Annotated in this window: 17 protein-coding genes; 12 read left to right on the top strand and 5 right to left on the bottom strand. The window is 71.0% G+C overall.

Going from position 1 to position 17967, the window contains the following annotated elements; all coding sequences use genetic code 11:
* Positions 1-27: 27 nt before the first annotated feature.
* The 3 genes from ACKUB9_RS05430 to ACKUB9_RS05420 all read left to right on the top strand — a co-directional run bounded on the left by ACKUB9_RS05430 (position 28) and on the right by ACKUB9_RS05420 (position 3390).
* On the top strand, positions 28-1017 hold the full coding sequence (locus tag ACKUB9_RS05430) for a UDP-glucuronic acid decarboxylase family protein (RefSeq protein ID WP_407520060.1): 990 nt from the start codon (positions 28-30) through the stop codon (positions 1015-1017).
* Positions 1017-1853, top strand: a complete 837-nt coding sequence (locus ACKUB9_RS05425; RefSeq protein WP_407520059.1) for a WecB/TagA/CpsF family glycosyltransferase — start codon at positions 1017-1019, stop codon at positions 1851-1853. The genes ACKUB9_RS05430 and ACKUB9_RS05425 overlap by 1 nt, the downstream gene beginning before the upstream one ends.
* An 88-nt stretch (positions 1854-1941) precedes the next feature.
* Complete coding sequence (locus ACKUB9_RS05420) at positions 1942-3390, top strand: exopolysaccharide biosynthesis polyprenyl glycosylphosphotransferase (protein ID WP_407520058.1); 1449 nt, start codon at positions 1942-1944, stop codon at positions 3388-3390.
* A 590-nt stretch (positions 3391-3980) separates the two neighbouring features.
* Here ACKUB9_RS05420 and ACKUB9_RS05415 read toward each other — a convergent pair.
* The 5 genes from ACKUB9_RS05415 to ACKUB9_RS05395 form a co-directional block, all read right to left on the bottom strand.
* The gene (locus tag ACKUB9_RS05415; RefSeq protein WP_410824725.1) at positions 3981-4757 is read right to left on the bottom strand and encodes a LuxR C-terminal-related transcriptional regulator; all 777 of its coding nucleotides are present in this window, start codon (positions 4755-4757) and stop codon (positions 3981-3983) included.
* Between the two features lie 915 nt (positions 4758-5672).
* Entirely contained in the window at positions 5673-6473 is an 801-nt protein-coding gene (locus tag ACKUB9_RS05410; RefSeq protein ID WP_407520056.1) for a glutathione S-transferase family protein, read from the bottom strand.
* A 130-nt stretch (positions 6474-6603) separates the two neighbouring features.
* Positions 6604-7224 (bottom strand): TadE/TadG family type IV pilus assembly protein, encoded by a 621-nt coding sequence (locus ACKUB9_RS05405; RefSeq protein ID WP_407520055.1) that lies wholly within the window; start codon positions 7222-7224, stop codon positions 6604-6606.
* 35 nt (positions 7225-7259) lie between these two features.
* Positions 7260-7838, bottom strand: a complete 579-nt coding sequence (locus ACKUB9_RS05400; protein WP_407520054.1) for a TadE/TadG family type IV pilus assembly protein — start codon at positions 7836-7838, stop codon at positions 7260-7262.
* A 141-nt stretch (positions 7839-7979) separates the two neighbouring features.
* The gene (locus ACKUB9_RS05395; RefSeq protein ID WP_407520053.1) at positions 7980-8468 is read right to left on the bottom strand and encodes a pilus assembly protein N-terminal domain-containing protein; all 489 of its coding nucleotides are present in this window, start codon (positions 8466-8468) and stop codon (positions 7980-7982) included.
* 291 nt (positions 8469-8759) lie between these two features.
* Between ACKUB9_RS05395 and ACKUB9_RS05390 the strand changes: the two genes are divergently transcribed.
* The 9 genes from ACKUB9_RS05390 to ACKUB9_RS05350 all read left to right on the top strand — a co-directional run bounded on the left by ACKUB9_RS05390 (position 8760) and on the right by ACKUB9_RS05350 (position 17962).
* On the top strand, positions 8760-8936 hold the full coding sequence (locus tag ACKUB9_RS05390) for a Flp family type IVb pilin (RefSeq protein WP_407520052.1): 177 nt from the start codon (positions 8760-8762) through the stop codon (positions 8934-8936).
* A gap of 128 nt (positions 8937-9064) precedes the next feature.
* The gene (locus ACKUB9_RS05385) at positions 9065-9571 is read left to right on the top strand and encodes an A24 family peptidase (protein WP_407520051.1); all 507 of its coding nucleotides are present in this window, start codon (positions 9065-9067) and stop codon (positions 9569-9571) included.
* 152 nt (positions 9572-9723) lie between these two features.
* Positions 9724-10527: a Flp pilus assembly protein CpaB gene (cpaB, locus tag ACKUB9_RS05380; RefSeq protein WP_407520050.1), complete on the top strand. Its 804-nt coding sequence runs from the start codon at positions 9724-9726 to the stop codon at positions 10525-10527.
* A 44-nt stretch (positions 10528-10571) separates the two neighbouring features.
* Positions 10572-12092, top strand: coding sequence for a type II and III secretion system protein family protein (locus tag ACKUB9_RS05375; protein WP_407520049.1), 1521 nt, complete (start codon positions 10572-10574; stop codon positions 12090-12092).
* 39 nt (positions 12093-12131) lie between these two features.
* Entirely contained in the window at positions 12132-12860 is a 729-nt protein-coding gene (locus ACKUB9_RS05370) for a CpaD family pilus assembly protein (RefSeq protein WP_407520048.1), read from the top strand.
* Positions 12861-12935: 75 nt separating this feature from the next.
* Positions 12936-14177, top strand: coding sequence for a CpaE/TadZ family protein (locus ACKUB9_RS05365; protein WP_407520047.1), 1242 nt, complete (start codon positions 12936-12938; stop codon positions 14175-14177).
* Positions 14178-14412: 235 nt separating this feature from the next.
* On the top strand, positions 14413-15873 hold the full coding sequence (locus tag ACKUB9_RS05360) for a TadA family conjugal transfer-associated ATPase (protein ID WP_407520046.1): 1461 nt from the start codon (positions 14413-14415) through the stop codon (positions 15871-15873).
* Positions 15874-15901: 28 nt separating this feature from the next.
* Positions 15902-16870 carry a type II secretion system F family protein gene (locus tag ACKUB9_RS05355; protein ID WP_407520045.1) on the top strand — a complete coding sequence of 323 codons (969 nt, stop codon included), beginning with the start codon at positions 15902-15904 and terminating at the stop codon, positions 16868-16870.
* Positions 16871-16996: 126 nt separating this feature from the next.
* A complete protein-coding gene (locus tag ACKUB9_RS05350; RefSeq protein ID WP_407520044.1) occupies positions 16997-17962 on the top strand; it encodes a type II secretion system F family protein in 966 nt (321 codons plus the stop codon).
* Positions 17963-17967 lie beyond the last annotated feature (5 nt).

The following is a 17967-nucleotide window of genomic DNA, read 5'->3' as shown; positions in this document are numbered from 1 at the left end:
TCGTTTCCGGCAGCGGAGATCGTGGACATGAAGCGCATTCTCGTGACCGGCGGTGCCGGCTTCATCGGCTCGCACCTGTGCGAGAGGCTGCTGCGGCAGGGCAACGAGGTCCTGTGCGTCGACAACTTCTTCACGGGCACCCGCGCCAATTGTGAGAGCCTGCTCGCCGACCCGTCGTTCGAGCTCCTGCGCCACGACGTGACCTTCCCGCTCTACGTCGAGGTGGACGAGATCTACAACCTCGCCTGCCCGGCCTCGCCGATCCACTACCAGCGCGATCCGGTCCAGACGACCAAGACCAGCGTGATGGGCGCCATCAACATGCTCGGCCTCGCCAAGCGGCTGCGCGTGCGGATCCTCCAGGCCTCGACGAGCGAGGTCTACGGCGATCCCGACGTCCACCCGCAGGCGGAGGGCTATTGCGGCCACGTCAACATCGCCGGGCCGCGCGCCTGCTACGACGAGGGCAAGCGCTGCGCCGAGACCCTTTTCTACGATTACGAGCGCCAGCACCGGATGTCGGTGCGGGTGGCGCGGATCTTCAACACCTACGGCCCGCACATGCACCCGCAGGACGGGCGCGTCGTCTCGAACTTCATCATCCAGGCGCTGACCAACCAGCCGATCACCATCTACGGCGACGGCTCGCAGACCCGCTCCTTCTGCTACGTCGAGGACCTCGTCGAGGGGCTGATGCGCCTGATGGCCGTCGACGGCGGCCCGATCGGCGCGGTCAACCTCGGCAACCCGGTCGAGACCACGGTCCTGGCGCTGGCCGAACGCATCGTCGCGCTGTGCAACTCGCGCTCCACGATCACGCTGCACCCGCTGCCGCAGGACGATCCGCGGCGGCGCTGCCCCGACATCTCGCGCGCCCGCGACCTGCTGCACTGGTCGCCGCGGGTCGATCTCGATACCGGCCTCACCCGCACCATCGCGTATTTCGAGGCGCAGCTCGCCCGCAGCGCCGCTCCGGTGCGCCCCCTGCGCCACGCCGCGCCGCAGAAGAGCGCGTGATGGGAACCGCCGTGAGAGCCGCCGCGGGCGAGGCGCCTCGCCCGTGGGAGCAGGAGCGGGCGCCGGTGCTCGGCGTCGGCGTCAGCGTCATCACGCTCAGCGACGCGGTCGCGGCCGTCGAGGCCTTCGTGGGGACGCGCCGCCCCCACTACATCTGCATCACCGGGGCGCACGGCGTGATCGAGTGCCGCAAGGATCACGACCTGCGCCGGATCCACGCCGCGGCGGATCTCGTCACCCCGGACGGGATGCCGCTCGTCTGGATGTCGCGCCTGCTCGGCTACGGCCCGATCGGGCGGGTCTACGGGCCGGACCTGATGCGCGAGGTGACGCGCCGCTCGCCGGAGCGGCGCCTGCGCCACTTCTACTACGGCGGCGCGCCCGGGGTGGCCGAGCAGCTCCGGGAGCGGCTCTGCGCCGAACATCCGGGCCTCGACGTGGTGGGCGTGTACTGCCCGCCGTTCCGGCCCCTGACCCCGGAGGAGGACGCGGCGATCGTGGCCGAGATCAACGCCGCGAAGCCCGACATCGTCTGGGTGGGCCTGAGCACGCCCAAGCAGGAGCGCTGGATGTCGGCCCATCGCGGGCGCATCGAGGCGCCCGTGATGGTGGGGGTCGGAGCGGCCTTCGACTTCCTGGCCGGGACGAAGCAGCAGGCGCCCCGCTGGATGCAGCGCTCGGGCCTCGAATGGTTCTACCGCCTCTGCACCGAGCCGCGGCGCCTCGTCGGGCGCTACGCGCGGATCGTGCCGCACTTCCTCGTCCTGGCGGCCGGCCAGCTCCTCGCGCGCCACGGCGCGCCGGGGCCGGCGCGCCGCGTGGCCGACAGCGGCTGAGCCGATGCGGCGCGGCCGCGAGGCCGTGCCGCCGGCAGGCATTCCTTGGTCGGGCGTGGCCGCCCGACGCTCACGCGAGGGTGGGTCCATGTCGAACGGCAACACGGTGATTCCCTCCGTCGCGACCATCGGGCCGCGCTCCCGCGCCGATCGGTTCCCGGCGCGCCGCCTGCGGCAGGGATTCGTCGTCGCGACGCTGATGCTCGGCGACCTCGCGGCCGCGCTCGCGGCCGGGTGCCTCGCCACCCTCGCGCTCCGCGGCCTGCCGGCGACGCCGGGCGCGCTCCTGACCGGGCCGCTGCCGTTCCCGGTCGTCTCCGTGCTCGCGGCCTTCGCGGCGCTCGGCCTCTACGCGGGCGACGGGCCGAGCCCCCCCGAGCGGCTGCGGCTGCGGGCGCTGGGCCTCGCGCTCTACGCCGCCGGCTGCCTGCTGGTGGGCGGAGCCGTCACGGCCGGCCTCGTCGGCACGGTCGGGCTCGTCACCGCGCTCCTGCTCGTCCTCGGCTTCTACGGCGAATGGGCGGCGCAGCGGATCCTGATCCGGGCCGGCGCCTGGGGGGCGCCGACCGTGATCGTCGGGGCGGATCCTGCCGGGCGCGCCCTCGCGGACGCGCTCCTGGCCCAGCCCGAACTGGGGCTCAGGCCGATCGGCTTCGTCCTCGACCGCTCGCAGGAGCCGGGGTTGCGCACCGAGCGGCTGCCGGTGCTCGACTCGCTCGACGGCCTGTCCGCCGCGGAGGTGGCGGTCTTCTCCTCCTGCGCCGACCTCGTGCGGCACGACGGGCTGCGGGTCGGCACCCTGCCCGACATGCGCATCGTGCTCGCCCAGCAGATCCAGGACCTCCAGGCCATGTGGCTGCAGGTGCGCCCACTCGGCGGCGCGGTCGGGATCGAGATCCGGCGCGAACTCTACCGGCGGCGCAACCTGATGCTGAAGCGGGTGCTCGACGGCACGGTGGCGGGCCTCGGCCTCATCCTCGTCGCGCCGCTGATCCTGCTGCTCGCCGGGCTGATCTGGCTCGCCGATCCGGGCAGCCCGTTCTACGCACAGGTCCGGGTCGGCCGGAACGGGCGCCCGATCCGCGTGCTCAAGCTGCGCACGATGTACCGCGACTCCGAGCAGAAGCTGCGCGACCACCTCGACGCCAGCCCTGAGGCGCGCGCCGAGTGGCAGCGCTACTTCAAGCTCGCGCAGGATCCGCGCATCCTGCCCCGGGTCGGCCACTTCATCCGGCGCAGCAGCCTGGACGAGCTGCCCCAGCTCTGGAACGTCCTGCGCGGCGACATGAGCCTCGTGGGCCCGCGCCCCTTCCCGTCCTACCACCTCGACAGCTTCGGCCCCGCCTTCCGGCGCCTGCGCACCAGCGTGCCGCCGGGGCTCACCGGGCTGTGGCAGGTCTCGGCCCGCAGCGACGGCGACCTCGCCGTCCAGGAGAGCCAGGACACCTACTACATCCGCAACTGGTCGCTCTGGCTCGACCTCTACATCCTGCTCGCCACCGTCCCGGCGGTCCTGGGAGCCAAGGGCGCCCGCTGAGGCCGCGCGCCGCTTGACCCGGCGAGTCGTCCCGCCGGCCTCGGTCCGACCGAGGCCGGCCTTGGCGCGACTTCCGCCTGCGGCGCGCTCGCACCCTCGGCCAGCCGTCCACCGCCTGTCCTGCAGAATCGCCATCCCGTCAGCCGCGCGGATCCGGTCGGGTCCGTCGTGGCGATCGCCATCCGCCGCCCGTAGCGGCATCCCGATTGCGGGGATGCGTGATCGTCGCGCCGCCGTTGCGGTGGGAGGCACGGCTCCGAACCCGCTCCTGCCCGACTCTTCAGGCGGGACACGTGGTGCTCGGCCTGTCGGGTGAGGCGAAGTCCGTCGGGAGCCGGGCCTGTCCCGCGAGAGCCGGTCCGAGGCCTGCCGGCGGGCGGGCGTCCGGCGTCGGGAGCGTCCGCTCCTCAAGGCCGCGGAGGGCCGGGACGGGTCGGTCGGAGCGCGGTCAAGCCCACGGCATAGGCGGGGCCGGCAGCACGGCGCGTCCGTCCGGACAGCAGAAAGGGCGGGCCTTGGTCGGACGCCGCTCGTCCGGTCCAAGGTCCGCCCTTACGGTGGGGGCTTGCGGGGGCTGCGATGCGGGGAGATCACTCCCGCGCCGCACAGGGAACCGCCGGCGTGATGCCGTGCTGGTGCGTCCAGATCGCCGCCTGGGTGCGGTTCTGCAGCCCGGTCTTGCGCAGGATGCTCTTGACGTGGATCTTGACCGTGGCCTCCGCGATGGCGAGGCGGCGGGCGATCAGCTTGTTCGACAGGCCGCCGGCGAGGCAGGACAGGATCTCGACCTCCCGTCCGGTCAGCGTCTCGCTGGTGCCGGGCGCCGGCGCCGCGGCGGTGGGCGGCGGCAGGAGACGGGGTGCGGGCGCCCGCGGCACGGCCCGGCCGAGATACGGCACCACCTCCATCGGCATCACGATGTTGCCGCTCATGATCACGTTCAGCGACTTGATCAGCGCCTCCGGCTGGGTGAGGTAGCCGAGACAGGCCTGCACGCCCAGATCGAGCACCGAGCGCAGCATCGTCCCGTCCGACGGCTCCGCCAGGATCGCGATGCGCGCCTTCGGCGCCATGCGCCGCAGGAACGGGATCGCCTCCCGCATCTCCTCGCTCCACGCGAACTCCGTCAGCAGGATGAGTTCCGGCTGCGAATCCGGATCGAACTCCTCGACGCTGCCGAGCGTGTCCACCGCGAGATAGCCGTTCTCTTCGAGGATGCTGACCAGTCCGTCTTGGTACAGGCCGCTCGGCCCGATCAGGATGGTGGCGACGCGCGGAAGCGCCGCGGGTCTGAACCGGATCCGCATCCCCGGATTCGCAGCACCGGCCGCATTCAACCCGAACTGGGGTTCGATCACACTCGACATTCACCCAACTCCCTGTGCGAGGACATTTGTTGTCGTCGTGCCGGTGGTCCGCCGTCGGCGCAGGCCGAACGGTCGAGGGCGCCGACAACGCCCACCACCGAAATGATTGCCCTCAAGTCGAGCTGATCCTATCCGCCCGATTCACCCTCGCGAGTTCGAGGGTGCAAGACATCGGCTTGCCAAGCCGCGGGCGAAAGTCCCCCAGGACTGTTCTCATTGCTGGCAAGGATTGTGCCTGTGACCGTGTTTGTCAAGCAACAGAGGATCAGGGCTGTGCACATCGCCGGGGGAATGATCTTGGAATGTATTCCGACGACTAGATCGACATTGCTCCGGCGGCGGTATGACGGACTCAAGACTGTGACACAGCCCGCACTCGATCAGGGTGGGTGTCCGTCATGACGATCGGCCTGACTGCACGCAGAATCCTGTCTGTTTTGCTCAATATTTAGCTGAAATATATCAGTTCAATTCGGTTAAGGATGTATTAACCGTAAGCTTTATGCCAATAGAAGGCGCGCTCCACGCGTGTCGTGAGGCGTTCTCTCGGCGGGCACGCGCCGTCCTCACGCGAACGTGCGGATCATGTCCGGAGCAAGGCGCCGGACGGGCCGTCCATCGTACAGGAGTGCGATGGACGGGCCTCCGCAGACCCGTCTCCGCGCATCTGCCGCTGCGGCCACGAGGCGCAATGGCGCCGCGACGCGGGCGAATCCACCGGATCGCGCGCCGGATGCGAAAGGCGTACCCCTTTTGCGCCGTGCCCTCCGCCGCCGCCGCGCCATCCTGCAGCGCCGGGGTCCCGCGTCACGGCCCAGGTCCTCACGGCCCAGGTCCTCACGGCCCAGGTCTTTCCGGCTCAAGTATTCCCGGTCCAGGTCTTCCCGGTCCAGGTCTTCCCGGCCTCTCGCGCGGTCAATCCGACCCGCCGCGCGAGGCCTCAGGCCAGGGGAAGCGGATGGTGTCGTCGCGCAGGCCAGCCAGCACCACCGCGACGCCCCCGGACTTGATCATCCATTCCAGCCGGTGGTCGCGATATTCCCGGCGGCGTCCGCCCGTGGTGTAGAGGTCGGCGGACTCGGCCATGCGGGCCGCCGCCGCGTCGAACTCGGCGAAGGTCGCGGCCACGGAGGGCCGCTCGCGCACCCGTGCGTGCCAGCGGGCGAGCGCGCCGTCCGCGGTCGGTCCCAGGCCGTAATGCACCGAGCGGTTGAGCATCGGGGCGACCGCCGCGTCCGCCCGGCCGAAGCGGTCGCCGCCGAACCACGCCGCGGTGCCGAGCCTGTCGGCGAGCCACGCCTGCAGGGCCTGCGTCTGCGCCGCCGCCTGCGCCCGCAGGTGATCGGTCAGCGCCCCGGTCGCGCGGCGGAACCAGAGCACCTCGCCGAAACCCCAGTTCACCGCCTCGTACTGCGTGTCGCAGACCTCCTCGGTCAGGCGCGCGAAGGCGCGGGCGGCGGGGTCGCGCGGCAGGAGCGGCGGCTCGGGCCAGCGCTCCTCGACGTAGTCCACGATCACCGTGGAGTCGAAGATCGCCACGTCGCCGTCGACGAGGACCGGGACCTCGGTGCGCGGATTGGCGGCCGCGAAGGGCCCGTCGCCGCGGCCGGTCCCGAAGGTCTCCGGCACCTCGGGCGTGAAGGCGACGCCCTTCTCGCGCAGGGCGATCTTGACCTTCTGCGCGTAGGACGAGAGGGGGTGCTCGTAGAGCAGCAAGGGACCTCCTCCTGGCTCGGCTCGCGGTCTCTGCCCCGCCGTGTGCCGAGGTTCCCACGGTTCGGCCGCGGGCACGATGCGGCATCGAGGAAGCGGAACGCGGACGGGGCCGATCTCGCGGGGTGCGATCTCAGAAGTTCTTGGAGCAGGCGCTGCCGCCCGGGAGCACGATCTCGGGGCTGCCGGTGCTGCTGTTGACGGCCGTGCCGCCGCGGACCGGCCAGGTGATCCGCTCGTGAAGGGCGTTGAGGGGCACCGGGGCGAAGAACGGCCCCAGCATCTTGGTGTAGGTCATCTCCATCTCGACGACGATGTAGCGGGCGCCGTCGGCCTTGTAGGCGTCCGGCACCTTCGGCACGGTCTGCGACGGGGAGGGCGAACGGTAGAGCGGCGTGACGTCGGTGCCCTTGCTCTCGATGCTGGAGCAGATCTTGGCCTTCGATCCGTCCGCGCTGTAGACGCCCACGGTCTTGATCACGAAGGTCGCGGTCGAGGGATTGAAGGGCGCCAGCACCGCCCTGCTCGCCCGGATGATCGTCTCCAGGGTTCCGGCCGTCATGGTGCCCGTGTCGCGCGCCACGAGATCGGCCATGGTGCGGGCCGCGAGCGTCACCTTGCGGCTGTTGTTGATGTACTGGGCGAGTTCGCTCGCCCCGAAATACAGCCACAGCAGCACCGGCAGCACGATGGCGAACTCCACCGCCGCGACGCCGTCGGAGGCGAGGAGGAACGACCGCCGCGCGCCCGCCATGCCCCTCCTGCGGGGTCGGCTCATCCGCCCGAGGATCACTGGTAGGGCTCCGTTCTGAACGCGACCGTCGTCTGCAGCACCCGCATGCCGTTGGTGAGGGTCATCGGGTTCATGGCGCCGAAGAACACCGGGAACTCCACCGCCGCCTGCACGAGCACGATCTGGCTCGGATCGGGCTTCTTGTAGTTGGTGCCGAAGCCCTCCCGCCACGTCTTCTTCTGCGCGTCGATCGGGCTCTTCGGTGTGAAGCTGTCGTTATCCGTCACCGGCAGGATGTCGATCTTCAGTTTGCTGCAGTCGAAGATCGTCACCCGGTTGGTGCAGACGATGTCACGGAATTTTTCCAGCGTCTTCTCGGCGGTCAAGGTGCCGGATTGGAGGGAGTTCTGGAACTGCCCGGTATAGATCTGGCGGGCGGCATCCGCGACGGTGGCGTCGAGCATCTGCGCGGCGAAGAAGGCGAGCGCCGTCTCGGTGATGGCCGCGAGCAGCCCCACGAAGGGAAGCGCGATGAGCCCGAACTCCACCGCCACGGCGCCGCGCCGGGCGGGACCGAAGCGCCGCGCCCGGCGGAGCGCGAGGGCGGGCAGGCGATGCACGAAGGGCGGGATCATGCGGGGCACTCGCGCGGCAGACCCATCGGCGCCGCTGAGCCCGAGGCTAGGTGCAAAGCCTTGCGGAAGGGTTGCGCCGATCGCGTAGCGAGGCCTCCGGCGGAACCGGGATGGCGCCGAGCCGTGCCCGAGGCGGGCGGCTCAGCGCTGCTGCGCCATGGTGTTGCGCTGGCCGGCCTGGCCGCTGACCTCGTTGAAGTAGCGCTGGGCGTCGCCCAGCTGGACCGCCGGCTGGCAGGCCGGGGTGCAGGAATAGGATTCGCGCTCCAGCCCGCGCTGCACCGTCACCACCGAGGAGCCCGCCGCCTGCACGGTGATGAAGGATTCGGCGAGCATCGTCCCGGACCCGTCGAGAGCGATCAGGTTGGTGCTGCCGAAGCTCTTGCCGGTGAGCACGACGATGCCGTTCCGCTGCAGCGAGACGTCGGCGATGATCGGGTTGCCCACCACCACGGTGGCGGTCCGCTCGGGCAGGCGGATGATCTTGGCATTGTCGACCGACACGGAGACGACCGCTCCGGCGGTGCCCGCCTCATCGCGCGCGGCCGCGACCGTCGGCGCCCAGACGGCGAGGAGCAGGGCGAGGCCGCGCACGGTGCGGCGGCGGGGGCGGCGGGGCTGCGGGCGCATCGTCTCGGGTCCCGGGCGACGAAGGAACGGTCGGATCCCATCAAGACGGCAGGATGGTTGAGGAACCCCTAATCCGCTCCCGTCCCGCCCGCCGCGGGTGAGCATGGCGGCCTCGTCCGGGCGGCTGCGGATCGTTAACCACGCGCTGCTTTCCCTGGTGCCGCCCGATGTTCGAGAGTCGCTTTAACCCAACCTCAACGCGCGCGGCCTAGTCTGACAACAGTTCCGGACGACGCCGAAGCGAGTGTCGGCGGAATTGCACAGAGGCCAATCAGTCGAGGATCGAGTTCCATGAAGACTCTGATGAAGCGCTTCGTCTCGGACGAGAGCGGCGCCACTGCGATCGAGTACGGGCTCCTCGCCACCCTGATCGCCGTCGCGCTGATCGCCGCGGCCACGACCGTCGGCGGCAACATCGGCAACATGTTCAACAAGGTGGCTGGCGAGATCGGCAACAAGGCGAACTGATCGCGCTGACCAGGGGTCGGATCGGTCCGGGGCGGCCCGGGCCAGTCCGCCCCTGCGCGCGTTCCGCGCCCCTGCCCGGCGGTGCCGGCGAGCGGCCGGTCCGTGCCGCCCCTGCCCCGGAGCCCGTCATGGCCAGCATCGCGCTGCTCGTCGTCTTCCCGTTCCTCATGGCCTACGCGGCCGCGAGCGACCTCCTGACGATGACGATCCCCAACCGCCTGTCGCTCGCGCTCGTCGCCACCTTCCCGGTCGCCGCGCTGACGCTCGGGCTGGGCTGGGCCGAGGCGGGCAGCCATGGCGCGGCCGGCGCCCTGACGCTCCTCGTCACCTTCACGATGTTCTCCTTCGGCTGGATCGGCGGAGGCGACGCCAAGCTCGCCGCCGCCACGGCCCTCTGGCTCGGCTTCGAGGTCCTGGCCGATTACGTCCTGCTCGCCTCGCTGGCGGGCGGGGTGCTCACCCTGCTTCTGATGCAGGCCCGGACCTACCCGCTGCCCGGCTTCGCGGTCGGCTGGCCCTGGGCACGGCGCCTCCACGACCGGCGCACGGGCGTTCCCTACGGCATCGCGCTCGCCGCATCGGCGCTCGTCATCTGCCCCATGGCCCCTCTCTGGCGCGCGGCCCTGCCGGCTTGATCAATCCCCTCGGTCAGGTCGTCGGTGCCCGGCCCGGCATCGGACAGACCATCCAAGTCGCAGGCAGGAAACGGTTAACCCTAATTTGAGGAATGCATGGTGATCTCGGCGGGTCGGCGGCGCGATGCCGTCATGCCCGGACCGGTTCGTCCATGAAGTCCTCCCGCGCCCTGCTGTTCGGCGTCGCCGGCGTCACCGGCCTCCTGGCCTTCTACATGATGAGCGGTTCGCCCCCGCCGCCGCCGGCCCAGCCCGTTCCGGCGGCGCCGGTCGCGGCCGACACGGTGGACGTCCTCGTGGCCGCCGCCGACCTGCCGATGGGCCAGACGCTCCAGGCCGCGGACATGCGCTGGCTCGCCTGGCCGAAGGGGGCGCTCAACGAGGGCTTCCTGCAGCGCGCCCAGGCGCCCAACGCCCTGGAGGACACGGTCGGATCCTTCGTGCGCGCGCCCTTCCTCGGCGGCGAGCCGATCCGGCGCGAGAAGCTGATCCGCGCCAACGGGTCGGGCTTCCTGTCGGCGATCCTGCCCAGCGGCATGCGCGCGGTGGCGATCTCGATCGACGCCCGCGGCAGCAACACCGCCGGCGGCTTCATCCTGCCCAACGACCGCGTGGACGTGCTGCGCACCTATCGCGACGAGGAGGCGTCCCGCGCCACCGGCACGGACGTGCAGGTCTCCGAGACCATCCTGACGAACGTGCGGGTGCTGGCGGTGGGCCAGACGGTGCAGGAGCGCAACGGCGAGCGCGTCGTCACGGGCGACACCGCCACCCTCGAACTCACCCCCACCCAGACCGAGCAGATCACCCTGGCCCAGAAGGTCGGGCAGCTCTCGCTCGCCTTGCGCAGCCTCTCGGATGCCGGACGCGCCCAGCCCGAGGTGGCCGAGCCGCAGACCGAATCCGCGGTCACGGTCGTGCGCTACGGCGTCGCCCGCCAGGCACCCCGCCGCTGATGCCGACCGCCTTCCAGACGCCCGCGTCCAGGACAACCGCGTTCATGACCCTCGCTCCCGCCCCCCGGCCGCTACTCTCCGGTCTCGCCGCCGGCCTTCTGGCGGCGGCCTCCCTCCTCGGCGCCGATCCGGTCGGCGCCCGACCGGGGGCGGCGGTGACCCCGGCCCCGATCCTCGCCGTCGGCCCCGACGAGGCCGAGGTCTCGCGCCGCATCGACCTGACGCAGGGGCGCTCCCTGGTCATCGACCTGCCGCGGGACGCCAAGGAGGTGTTCGTCGCCAACCCCAAGGTGGCCAACGCCGTGGTGCGCTCCACCCGCAAGGTGTTCGTCATCGGGGTGGAGAACGGCGCCACCTCGATCTTCGTGATGGATGCGGAGGGCCGGCAGATCGCCGCCCTCGACGTCACGGTGGGGCGCGACCTGAACGTCCTGCGCCAGACGCTCGCCTCGAGCCTGCCCGGCGCGCGCTTCGACGTGCGCCCGGCGGGCGAGTCGGTGCTGCTCACCGGCACGGTGAACTCCTCCTCGGAGGCCCAGCAGGCGATCGATATCGCCAACGCCTTCGTGGGCATCGGCGCCGCCGGCGGCGGCGCCGGCGGCCTCACCCGCGGCGCGGTGATCAACAACATCACGATCCGCGGCAAGGATCAGGTGATGCTGCGCGTCACCGTGGTCGAGGTGTCGCGCAACATCCTCAAGCAGTTCGGCATCAACGTCAGCGGCACGTGGTCGGGCCTCAACTTCAACAACGCCGCGCCGCTCGGCCTCAACGCCGGCCGCTTCCCGGCCGGCAACGAGATCGCGGGGGTGATCGGGGCGCTCAATCCCGATGGCAGCTTCACGGGCAACGGCCTCAAGGCGACGCTCAAGGCGTTCGAGCAGGCGGGCGTCTCGCGCATCCTGGCCGAGCCGACCCTGACGGCGATCTCCGGCGAGGCCGCGAAGTTCACGGCGGGCGGCGAGATCGCGGTGCCGGGGGGCCTGAGCTGCACCGCCTCCGCGGTGGGCGCGACGACCAACTGCGTGCCCGGCATCGTCTTCAAGCCCTACGGCGTCAGCCTGAGCTTCACGCCGGTGGTGCTGAGCGAGAACCGCATCTCGATCCGGGTCGGCACCGACGTCACCGAGATCGACCAGCAGAACTCGTTCTCCTACGTGGTGGGCCGTGAGGCGACGGCGGTCCCGGGCTTCACCGTCCGCAAGTCGGAGACGACCGTGGAACTCGCCTCCGGCGCCACGATCATGACGGCCGGCCTGATCCAGCAGAAGAACCGCCAGGCGATCACCGGCCTGCCCGGCCTGATCAACCTGCCGGTCCTCGGCGCCCTCTTCCGCTCGCGCGACTACCAGCGCGACGAGACCGAGCTGATGATCATGGTCACCCCCTACATCGCCAAGGCGATGGAGACCGCGCAGGCCAAGCGGCCGGACGACGGCTTCGTCGAGGCGACCGACGGGCAGGCGGTGCTGCTCGGCCGCTTCAACCGCCTTTACGGCGTGGTCGGCGCCGCCCCGCTCGCCTCCAAGTCCTATCGCGGCCGCTTCGGCTTCATCACCGACTGATCCGGCTCCCCCCTGCTCCCGCGTACACGGATTCCCGCGATGATCGGCCCTTTCCGCCGGCCCGGCCACGCCGCCGCCCTGGCCCTGCTGTCCCTCACGCTCGGCGCCTGCGTGTCGAACCGGGTCTCGACGACCGGCTCGACGCTGCCCACCACCGTGGAGGGGCGCCACCCGATCGTCCTGGCCGACACGCCGCGCAACCTCGACGTCTTCGTCACCGGGCTCGGCCACGTCGATCCCCGCCAGGCCGACGACGTGGACGCCTTCCTGCTGGAATACCGCCGCTACGGCCGCGGCGTGCTGGTGCTGGAGGTGCCGCGCGGCTCGCAGGTGGCAGGTCCCGCGGTCGCCCGCACGGCCTCGCTCCTGCGCGAGCGCGCCGTCTCCCGCGGCATCGCGGCGCGCGAGATCGTGGTCGCCCCCTACCCGGTCGCCAACCCGTCCGTGGCCGCGCCCGTGCGCATGAGCTTCCAGCGCATGCAGGCCAAGGTCGCCGGGGCCTGCGGGCTGTGGCCGCACGATCTCGGCGTCAGCGACCCGGGCGTCAATTTCCGCAACGCGCCGCACTGGAATCTCGGCTGCGCCATGCAGTCGAACGTCGCGAGCCAAGTCGCCGATCCGGTCGACCTCGTGCGCGGCCGCCAGGAGGGCCGGATCGACACCGTCACGCGCACCCGCGACCTGCAGGACCTGCGCACCAACAAGGATCCGTCAACCACTTGGAAGCAGGATGGCACGGCCAGCGTGAAGGAACAGGTCGGCCAGTGACCCGCGCGAGCGTCGCCCTGCGCCGTCGCCCCTCTCTCGTGTCCCCTTCCCCGAGCCGGATTTCCCGAGCCAGCCATGCCTGACAGGACCGACACGGCCGAGCGGGTGATCGCCCCGGTCCCGCGCATCACCATCCAGGCCTTCTGCGAGACGCCGGACGTCGCGGCGGTGATCGAGGCCGCGGCGGAGGACCGCCGCATGCTGAAGGCGCACCTCAAGGTGCAGATGGGCGGCGCGCCCGCCGCCGCGGAGGCGTTCCGCACCGCGCCGACCCCGAACGTGCTGGTGCTCGAACTGCATGGCGGGCGCGGGAACCCCCTCTCCCAGCTCGACGCCCTCGCGGAGGTCTGCGACCCGGGCACCAAGGTCGTCGTCGTCGGGCACGTCAACGACGTGCTGCTCTACCGCGACTTCATTCGCCGCGGCGTCAGCGAGTACCTGATCGCCCCGATCGATCCCGTGGCGATGATCACGGCGGTGTCGGACCTCTACGCCGAGCCGGGGGCCGAGCCGGTCGGGCGGACCGTCGCGGTGGTCGGGGTCAAGGGCGGCGTGGGCGCCTCGACGCTCGCCCACAACCTCGCCTGGTCGGTGGCCCGCGACCACGCGACCTCCACGGTGATCGCCGACCTCGACATCGCCTTCGGCACGGCGGGACTGAACTTCAACCAGGACCCGCCGCAGGGCGTGGCGGAGGCGGTGTTCGCTCCCGAGCGCATCGACGCGAACTTCGTCGACCGCCTGCTCTCGAAGTGCACCGACAACCTCAGCCTGCTCGCGGCCCCCGCCACCCTCGACCGCACCGCCGATTTCGGCGAGAGCGCCTTCGACGGGGTGATCGACATCCTGCGTGCGACGGTGCCCTGCATCGTCCTCGACGTGCCGCACGTCTGGACGGCCTGGAACCGGCGGCTGCTGATCGGCGCCGACGAGATCGTGGTGGTGGCGGTCCCCGAACTCGCCTCGCTGCGCAACGCCCGCAACCTGTTCGACCTGCTGCGGCAGACCCGCCCGAACGACCGCGCCCCACGCCTCGTGCTCAACCAGGTCGGGATGCCCAAGCGGCCCGAGATCGCGGTCGCCGAGTTCTGCAAGGCGCTCGACGTCACCGCCGCCTCCGTGCCGTTCGAGCCCCAGCTCTTCGGCGCCGCCGCCAACAACGGCCAGATGCTCTCCGAGGTGCAGGCCGGCAACAAGATCAACGAGATCCTCTCCGACCTCGCGGCCGCAATCCTGGGACGCACGGAGGTGAAGCGGTCGAGGGGCGGCATGCTGGAGCCCCTCCTCGCCAAGCTCACCCGCCGCAAGGCGTCCTGAGCGCGGGACGCCGCGGCTGATCCCTCTCGCCGGTTCGGCGGGAGGGATGAGCGACGAGCGCCCGAGCGCAGCCCCCCGGGCCGGTGCGCTCGGGCCCCTCCCCGGCCGCGATCCGGACGCGCCGCGAGCGCGGCGCCGGACCAAGGCCGGGCCGCGATCCCGCGCCGGTCGTGGCGGGACGCGGTCCACCGCCACGCGCGGCCCACCCACGACCGCAGAAGGCCCGGCAGCACCCATGTTCGGCAGGAGACCCGGAGCGAGCGTCCAGAGCGTCGCGGCAGCGCGGCCGGCGGCGCCCCCGCCGCAGGCGGAGGCCACCGCCCCGGTGTTCCAGGACACGGTCCCCCACCGGGAGGTGCCCCGCGCGCGCGAGGCGCCGGTGGCGGTGGAGACCGGGCGCTCGGAAGAGTATTACCGCACCAAGAGCATGATCTTCGGTGCGCTGATCGAGGCGATCGACCTCGCGCAGCTCGCGCGCCTGGAGGCGGATGCCGCGCGCGAGGAGATCCGCGACATCGTCACGGAGATCATCGGCCTCAAGAGCGTGGTGATGTCGATCGCCGAGCAGGAGGACCTGCTCGACGACATCTGCAACGACGTGCTCGGCTACGGCCCCCTGGAGCCGCTGCTCGCCCGCGACGACATCGCGGACGTGATGGTGAACGGCGCCAACCGCACCTACATCGAGGTCTCGGGCAAGATCCAGCTGACCAGCGTCCGCTTCCGCGACAACCAGCAGCTGATGAACATCTGCCAGCGCATCGTCAGCCAGGTCGGTCGCCGGGTCGACGAATCCTCGCCGATCTGCGACGCGCGCCTGCCGGACGGCTCGCGCGTCAACGTCATCGCCCCCCCGCTCGCCATCGACGGGCCCGCGCTCACCATCCGCAAGTTCCGCAAGGACAAGCTCACCCTCGACCAGCTGGTGCGCTTCGGCTCGATCTCGCCGGAGGGCGCCCGGATCCTGCAGATCATCGGGCGGGTGCGTTGCAACGTGGTGGTGTCGGGCGGCACCGGCTCGGGCAAGACCACGCTGCTGAACTGCCTCACCCGCTACATCGAGGACGACGAGCGCATCATCACCTGCGAGGACGCGGCCGAGCTGCAGCTGCAGCAGCCCCACGTGGTGCGCCTGGAGACTCGCCCGCCCAACCTCGAGGGCCAGGGCCAGATCACCATGCGCGACCTGATCAAGAACTGCCTGCGCATGCGGCCCGAGCGGATCATCGTCGGCGAGGTGCGCGGCCCGGAGGCGTTCGACCTCCTGCAGGCCATGAACACCGGCCACGACGGCTCCATGGGCACGCTCCACGCCAACTCGCCCCGCGAGTGCCTGTCGCGCATCGAGTCGATGATCTCGATGGGCGGCTACTCCCTGCCCTCCAAGACCATCCGCGAGATGATCGCCGGCTCGATCGACGTGATCGTCCAGGCCGCCCGCCTGCGCGACGGCTCGCGCCGCATCACCCACATCAGCGAGGTGATGGGGATGGAGGGCGACGTCATCATCACCCAGGACCTGTTCGTCTACGAGGTGCAGGGCGAGGACGCGAACGGCCGGCTGATCGGCCGCCACCGCTCGACCGGGATCGGGCGCCCGCGCTTCTGGGACCGGGCCCGCTACTACGGCGAGGAGCGGGCGCTCGCCGCCGCCCTCGACGCGGCCGAGGCCAGCGAGCCGGCGGAGGCGCCGTGATGGCGCGGCCCTGCAGCGGGAGACGGGCGTGAGCGACCCCAAGACCCTCATGGTGGCCGGGCTGTGCGCGGTGGCGGCGGCGTGCGTGGCCTACGCGGTCGTCGTGCCCCTGCTGCCGAGCGAGGCGCGGCCGGCCAAGCGCCAGCAGGCGGTGATCGGCCGCCGCAACGCGGGCGAGCGCATCCAGGCGGTGAACCGACGCGAACAGGTCGCCAAGAGCCTGAAGGACCTCGACGACAAGGAGAAGAAGTCCCGTCCCAGCCTCGAACTGCGCCTCGCGCAGGCCGGCCTCGGGCTCTCCAGGAAGACGTTCATCATCTACAGCGCGGTCGGCGCGGGCCTCTGCGCGCTCGCGGCGCTGATCCTGTCCGGCAACCTCCTCCTCACGCTGGCGGTGGCGTTCGCGACCGGGCTCGGCGTGCCGCAATGGCTGCTCGGCTACCTGCGCAAGCGCCGGGTGATGCGCTTCGTCCGCGAATTGCCCAACGCCATGGACGTGATCGTGCGCGGCATCCGCTCCGGCCTGCCGATCGGCGACTGCCTGCGCATCATCGGCCGGGAGGCGCCCGAGCCGCTCAAGAGCGAATTTCGGCTGATCGTGGAGGCGCAGGCGCTCGGGCTCTCGCTGCCCGAATCGGTCGCCAAGCTGCACGAGCGGATGCCGGTGCCGGAGGTCAACTTCTTCGCCATCGTCATCGGCATCCAGTCGAAGGCGGGCGGCAACCTCTCGGAGGCGCTCGGCAACCTGTCGCGGGTGCTGCGCGAGCGCCACAAGATGTCCGAGAAGGTCTCGGCGATGAGCATGGAGGCGCGCGCCTCGGCGGGGATCATCGCCTCGCTGCCCTTCGTGGTGGCGGTGCTGTGCTGGCTGTCGAGCCCGGCCTACATCGCGCTGCTGTGGACCACGCAAGTGGGCCAGATCGCCCTCGTCCTGTCCGGCCTGTGGATGCTCGTCGGCATCGTCGTCATGCGCCGGATGATCACCTTCGACATCTGAGCGGAACCCCGAGCCGGCCCGCTCCGGCTCGGGGTTCTCGCTTCCTTCCCGCTGCCGGGCCGGTGACCGCCGCGGCGGCAACGCTTCAGAGGGGCGCCCCGCAACGGACCGCCCCGGAGACGGCCGATGCTGGCGCTTCTGAACAACCTCAACGACCCGCGCTTCCTCGCCTCGGCGCTGGCCGGCATCGCCGCGGCGGCGACCGCCTACACGCTGGTCCAGCCCTTCCTGGAGCCCGACCGGCTCGCCAAGCGCATGAAGAACGTCGGCGAGGAGCGCGACCGCATCCGGCTGCGCGAGCGCGAGCGGCTGAACCAGCGCGGCAGCCTGCGCCACCAGCCCAAGGCCTACATGAAACGCGTGGTCGAGCGCTTCAAGCTCGACAACTGGCTGGCCACCGATGACGCCAAGCGGCGCCTGATGACGGCGGGCTACCGCGGCCCGCAGGCCGAGACGGCGTTCCTGTTCTTCCGGCTGGTGATGCCGATCGGCTTCTTCCTATTCGCGGTCTTCTACCTGTTCGTGTTCAAGGCGCTCAATCAGCCGCTGAGCATCCGCTGCCTGATCGTGGTGGCGGCGGTCTATGTCGGCATCAAGATGCCGGAGGTCTTTCTCAAGAACCAGACCGACAAGCGCCAGGCCGTGATCAAGCGCAACTGGCCGGACTCGCTCGACCTGCTGCTGATCTGCGTCGAATCCGGCATGTCGATCGAGCAGTCGTTCAAGCGGGTGAGCGTCGAGATCGCCAACCAGTGCATCGTGCTGGCCGAGGAACTGGCGCTGACGACGGCGGAGCTCTCCTACCTGAGCGAGCGGCGCCTCGCCTACGAGAACCTCGCCCTGCGCACCGGCCTCGACACCGTGAAGGCGGTGAGCACCGCCCTGATCCAGGCCGAGCGCTACGGCACGCCGATCGGCCAGGCGCTGCGGGTGCTGGCGCAGGAGAGCCGCGACCAGCGCATGACCGAGGCGGAGAAGAAGGCCGCGGCCCTGCCGCCCAAGCTCACTGTGCCGATGATCCTGTTCTTCCTGCCGGTGCTGTTCGTGGTGATCCTCACCCCGGCCCTGGTGCAGGTCTTCGGTGCGAAGTGACCAGG

The sequence above is a fragment of the Methylobacterium oryzisoli genome (genome assembly GCF_046557895.1).
In the GTDB taxonomy this organism is placed as follows: domain Bacteria; phylum Pseudomonadota; class Alphaproteobacteria; order Rhizobiales; family Beijerinckiaceae; genus Methylobacterium; species Methylobacterium oryzisoli.
The sequence above is the reverse complement of the archived record's forward strand: the minus strand, read 5'-3'. Positions and strand labels throughout refer to the sequence as shown.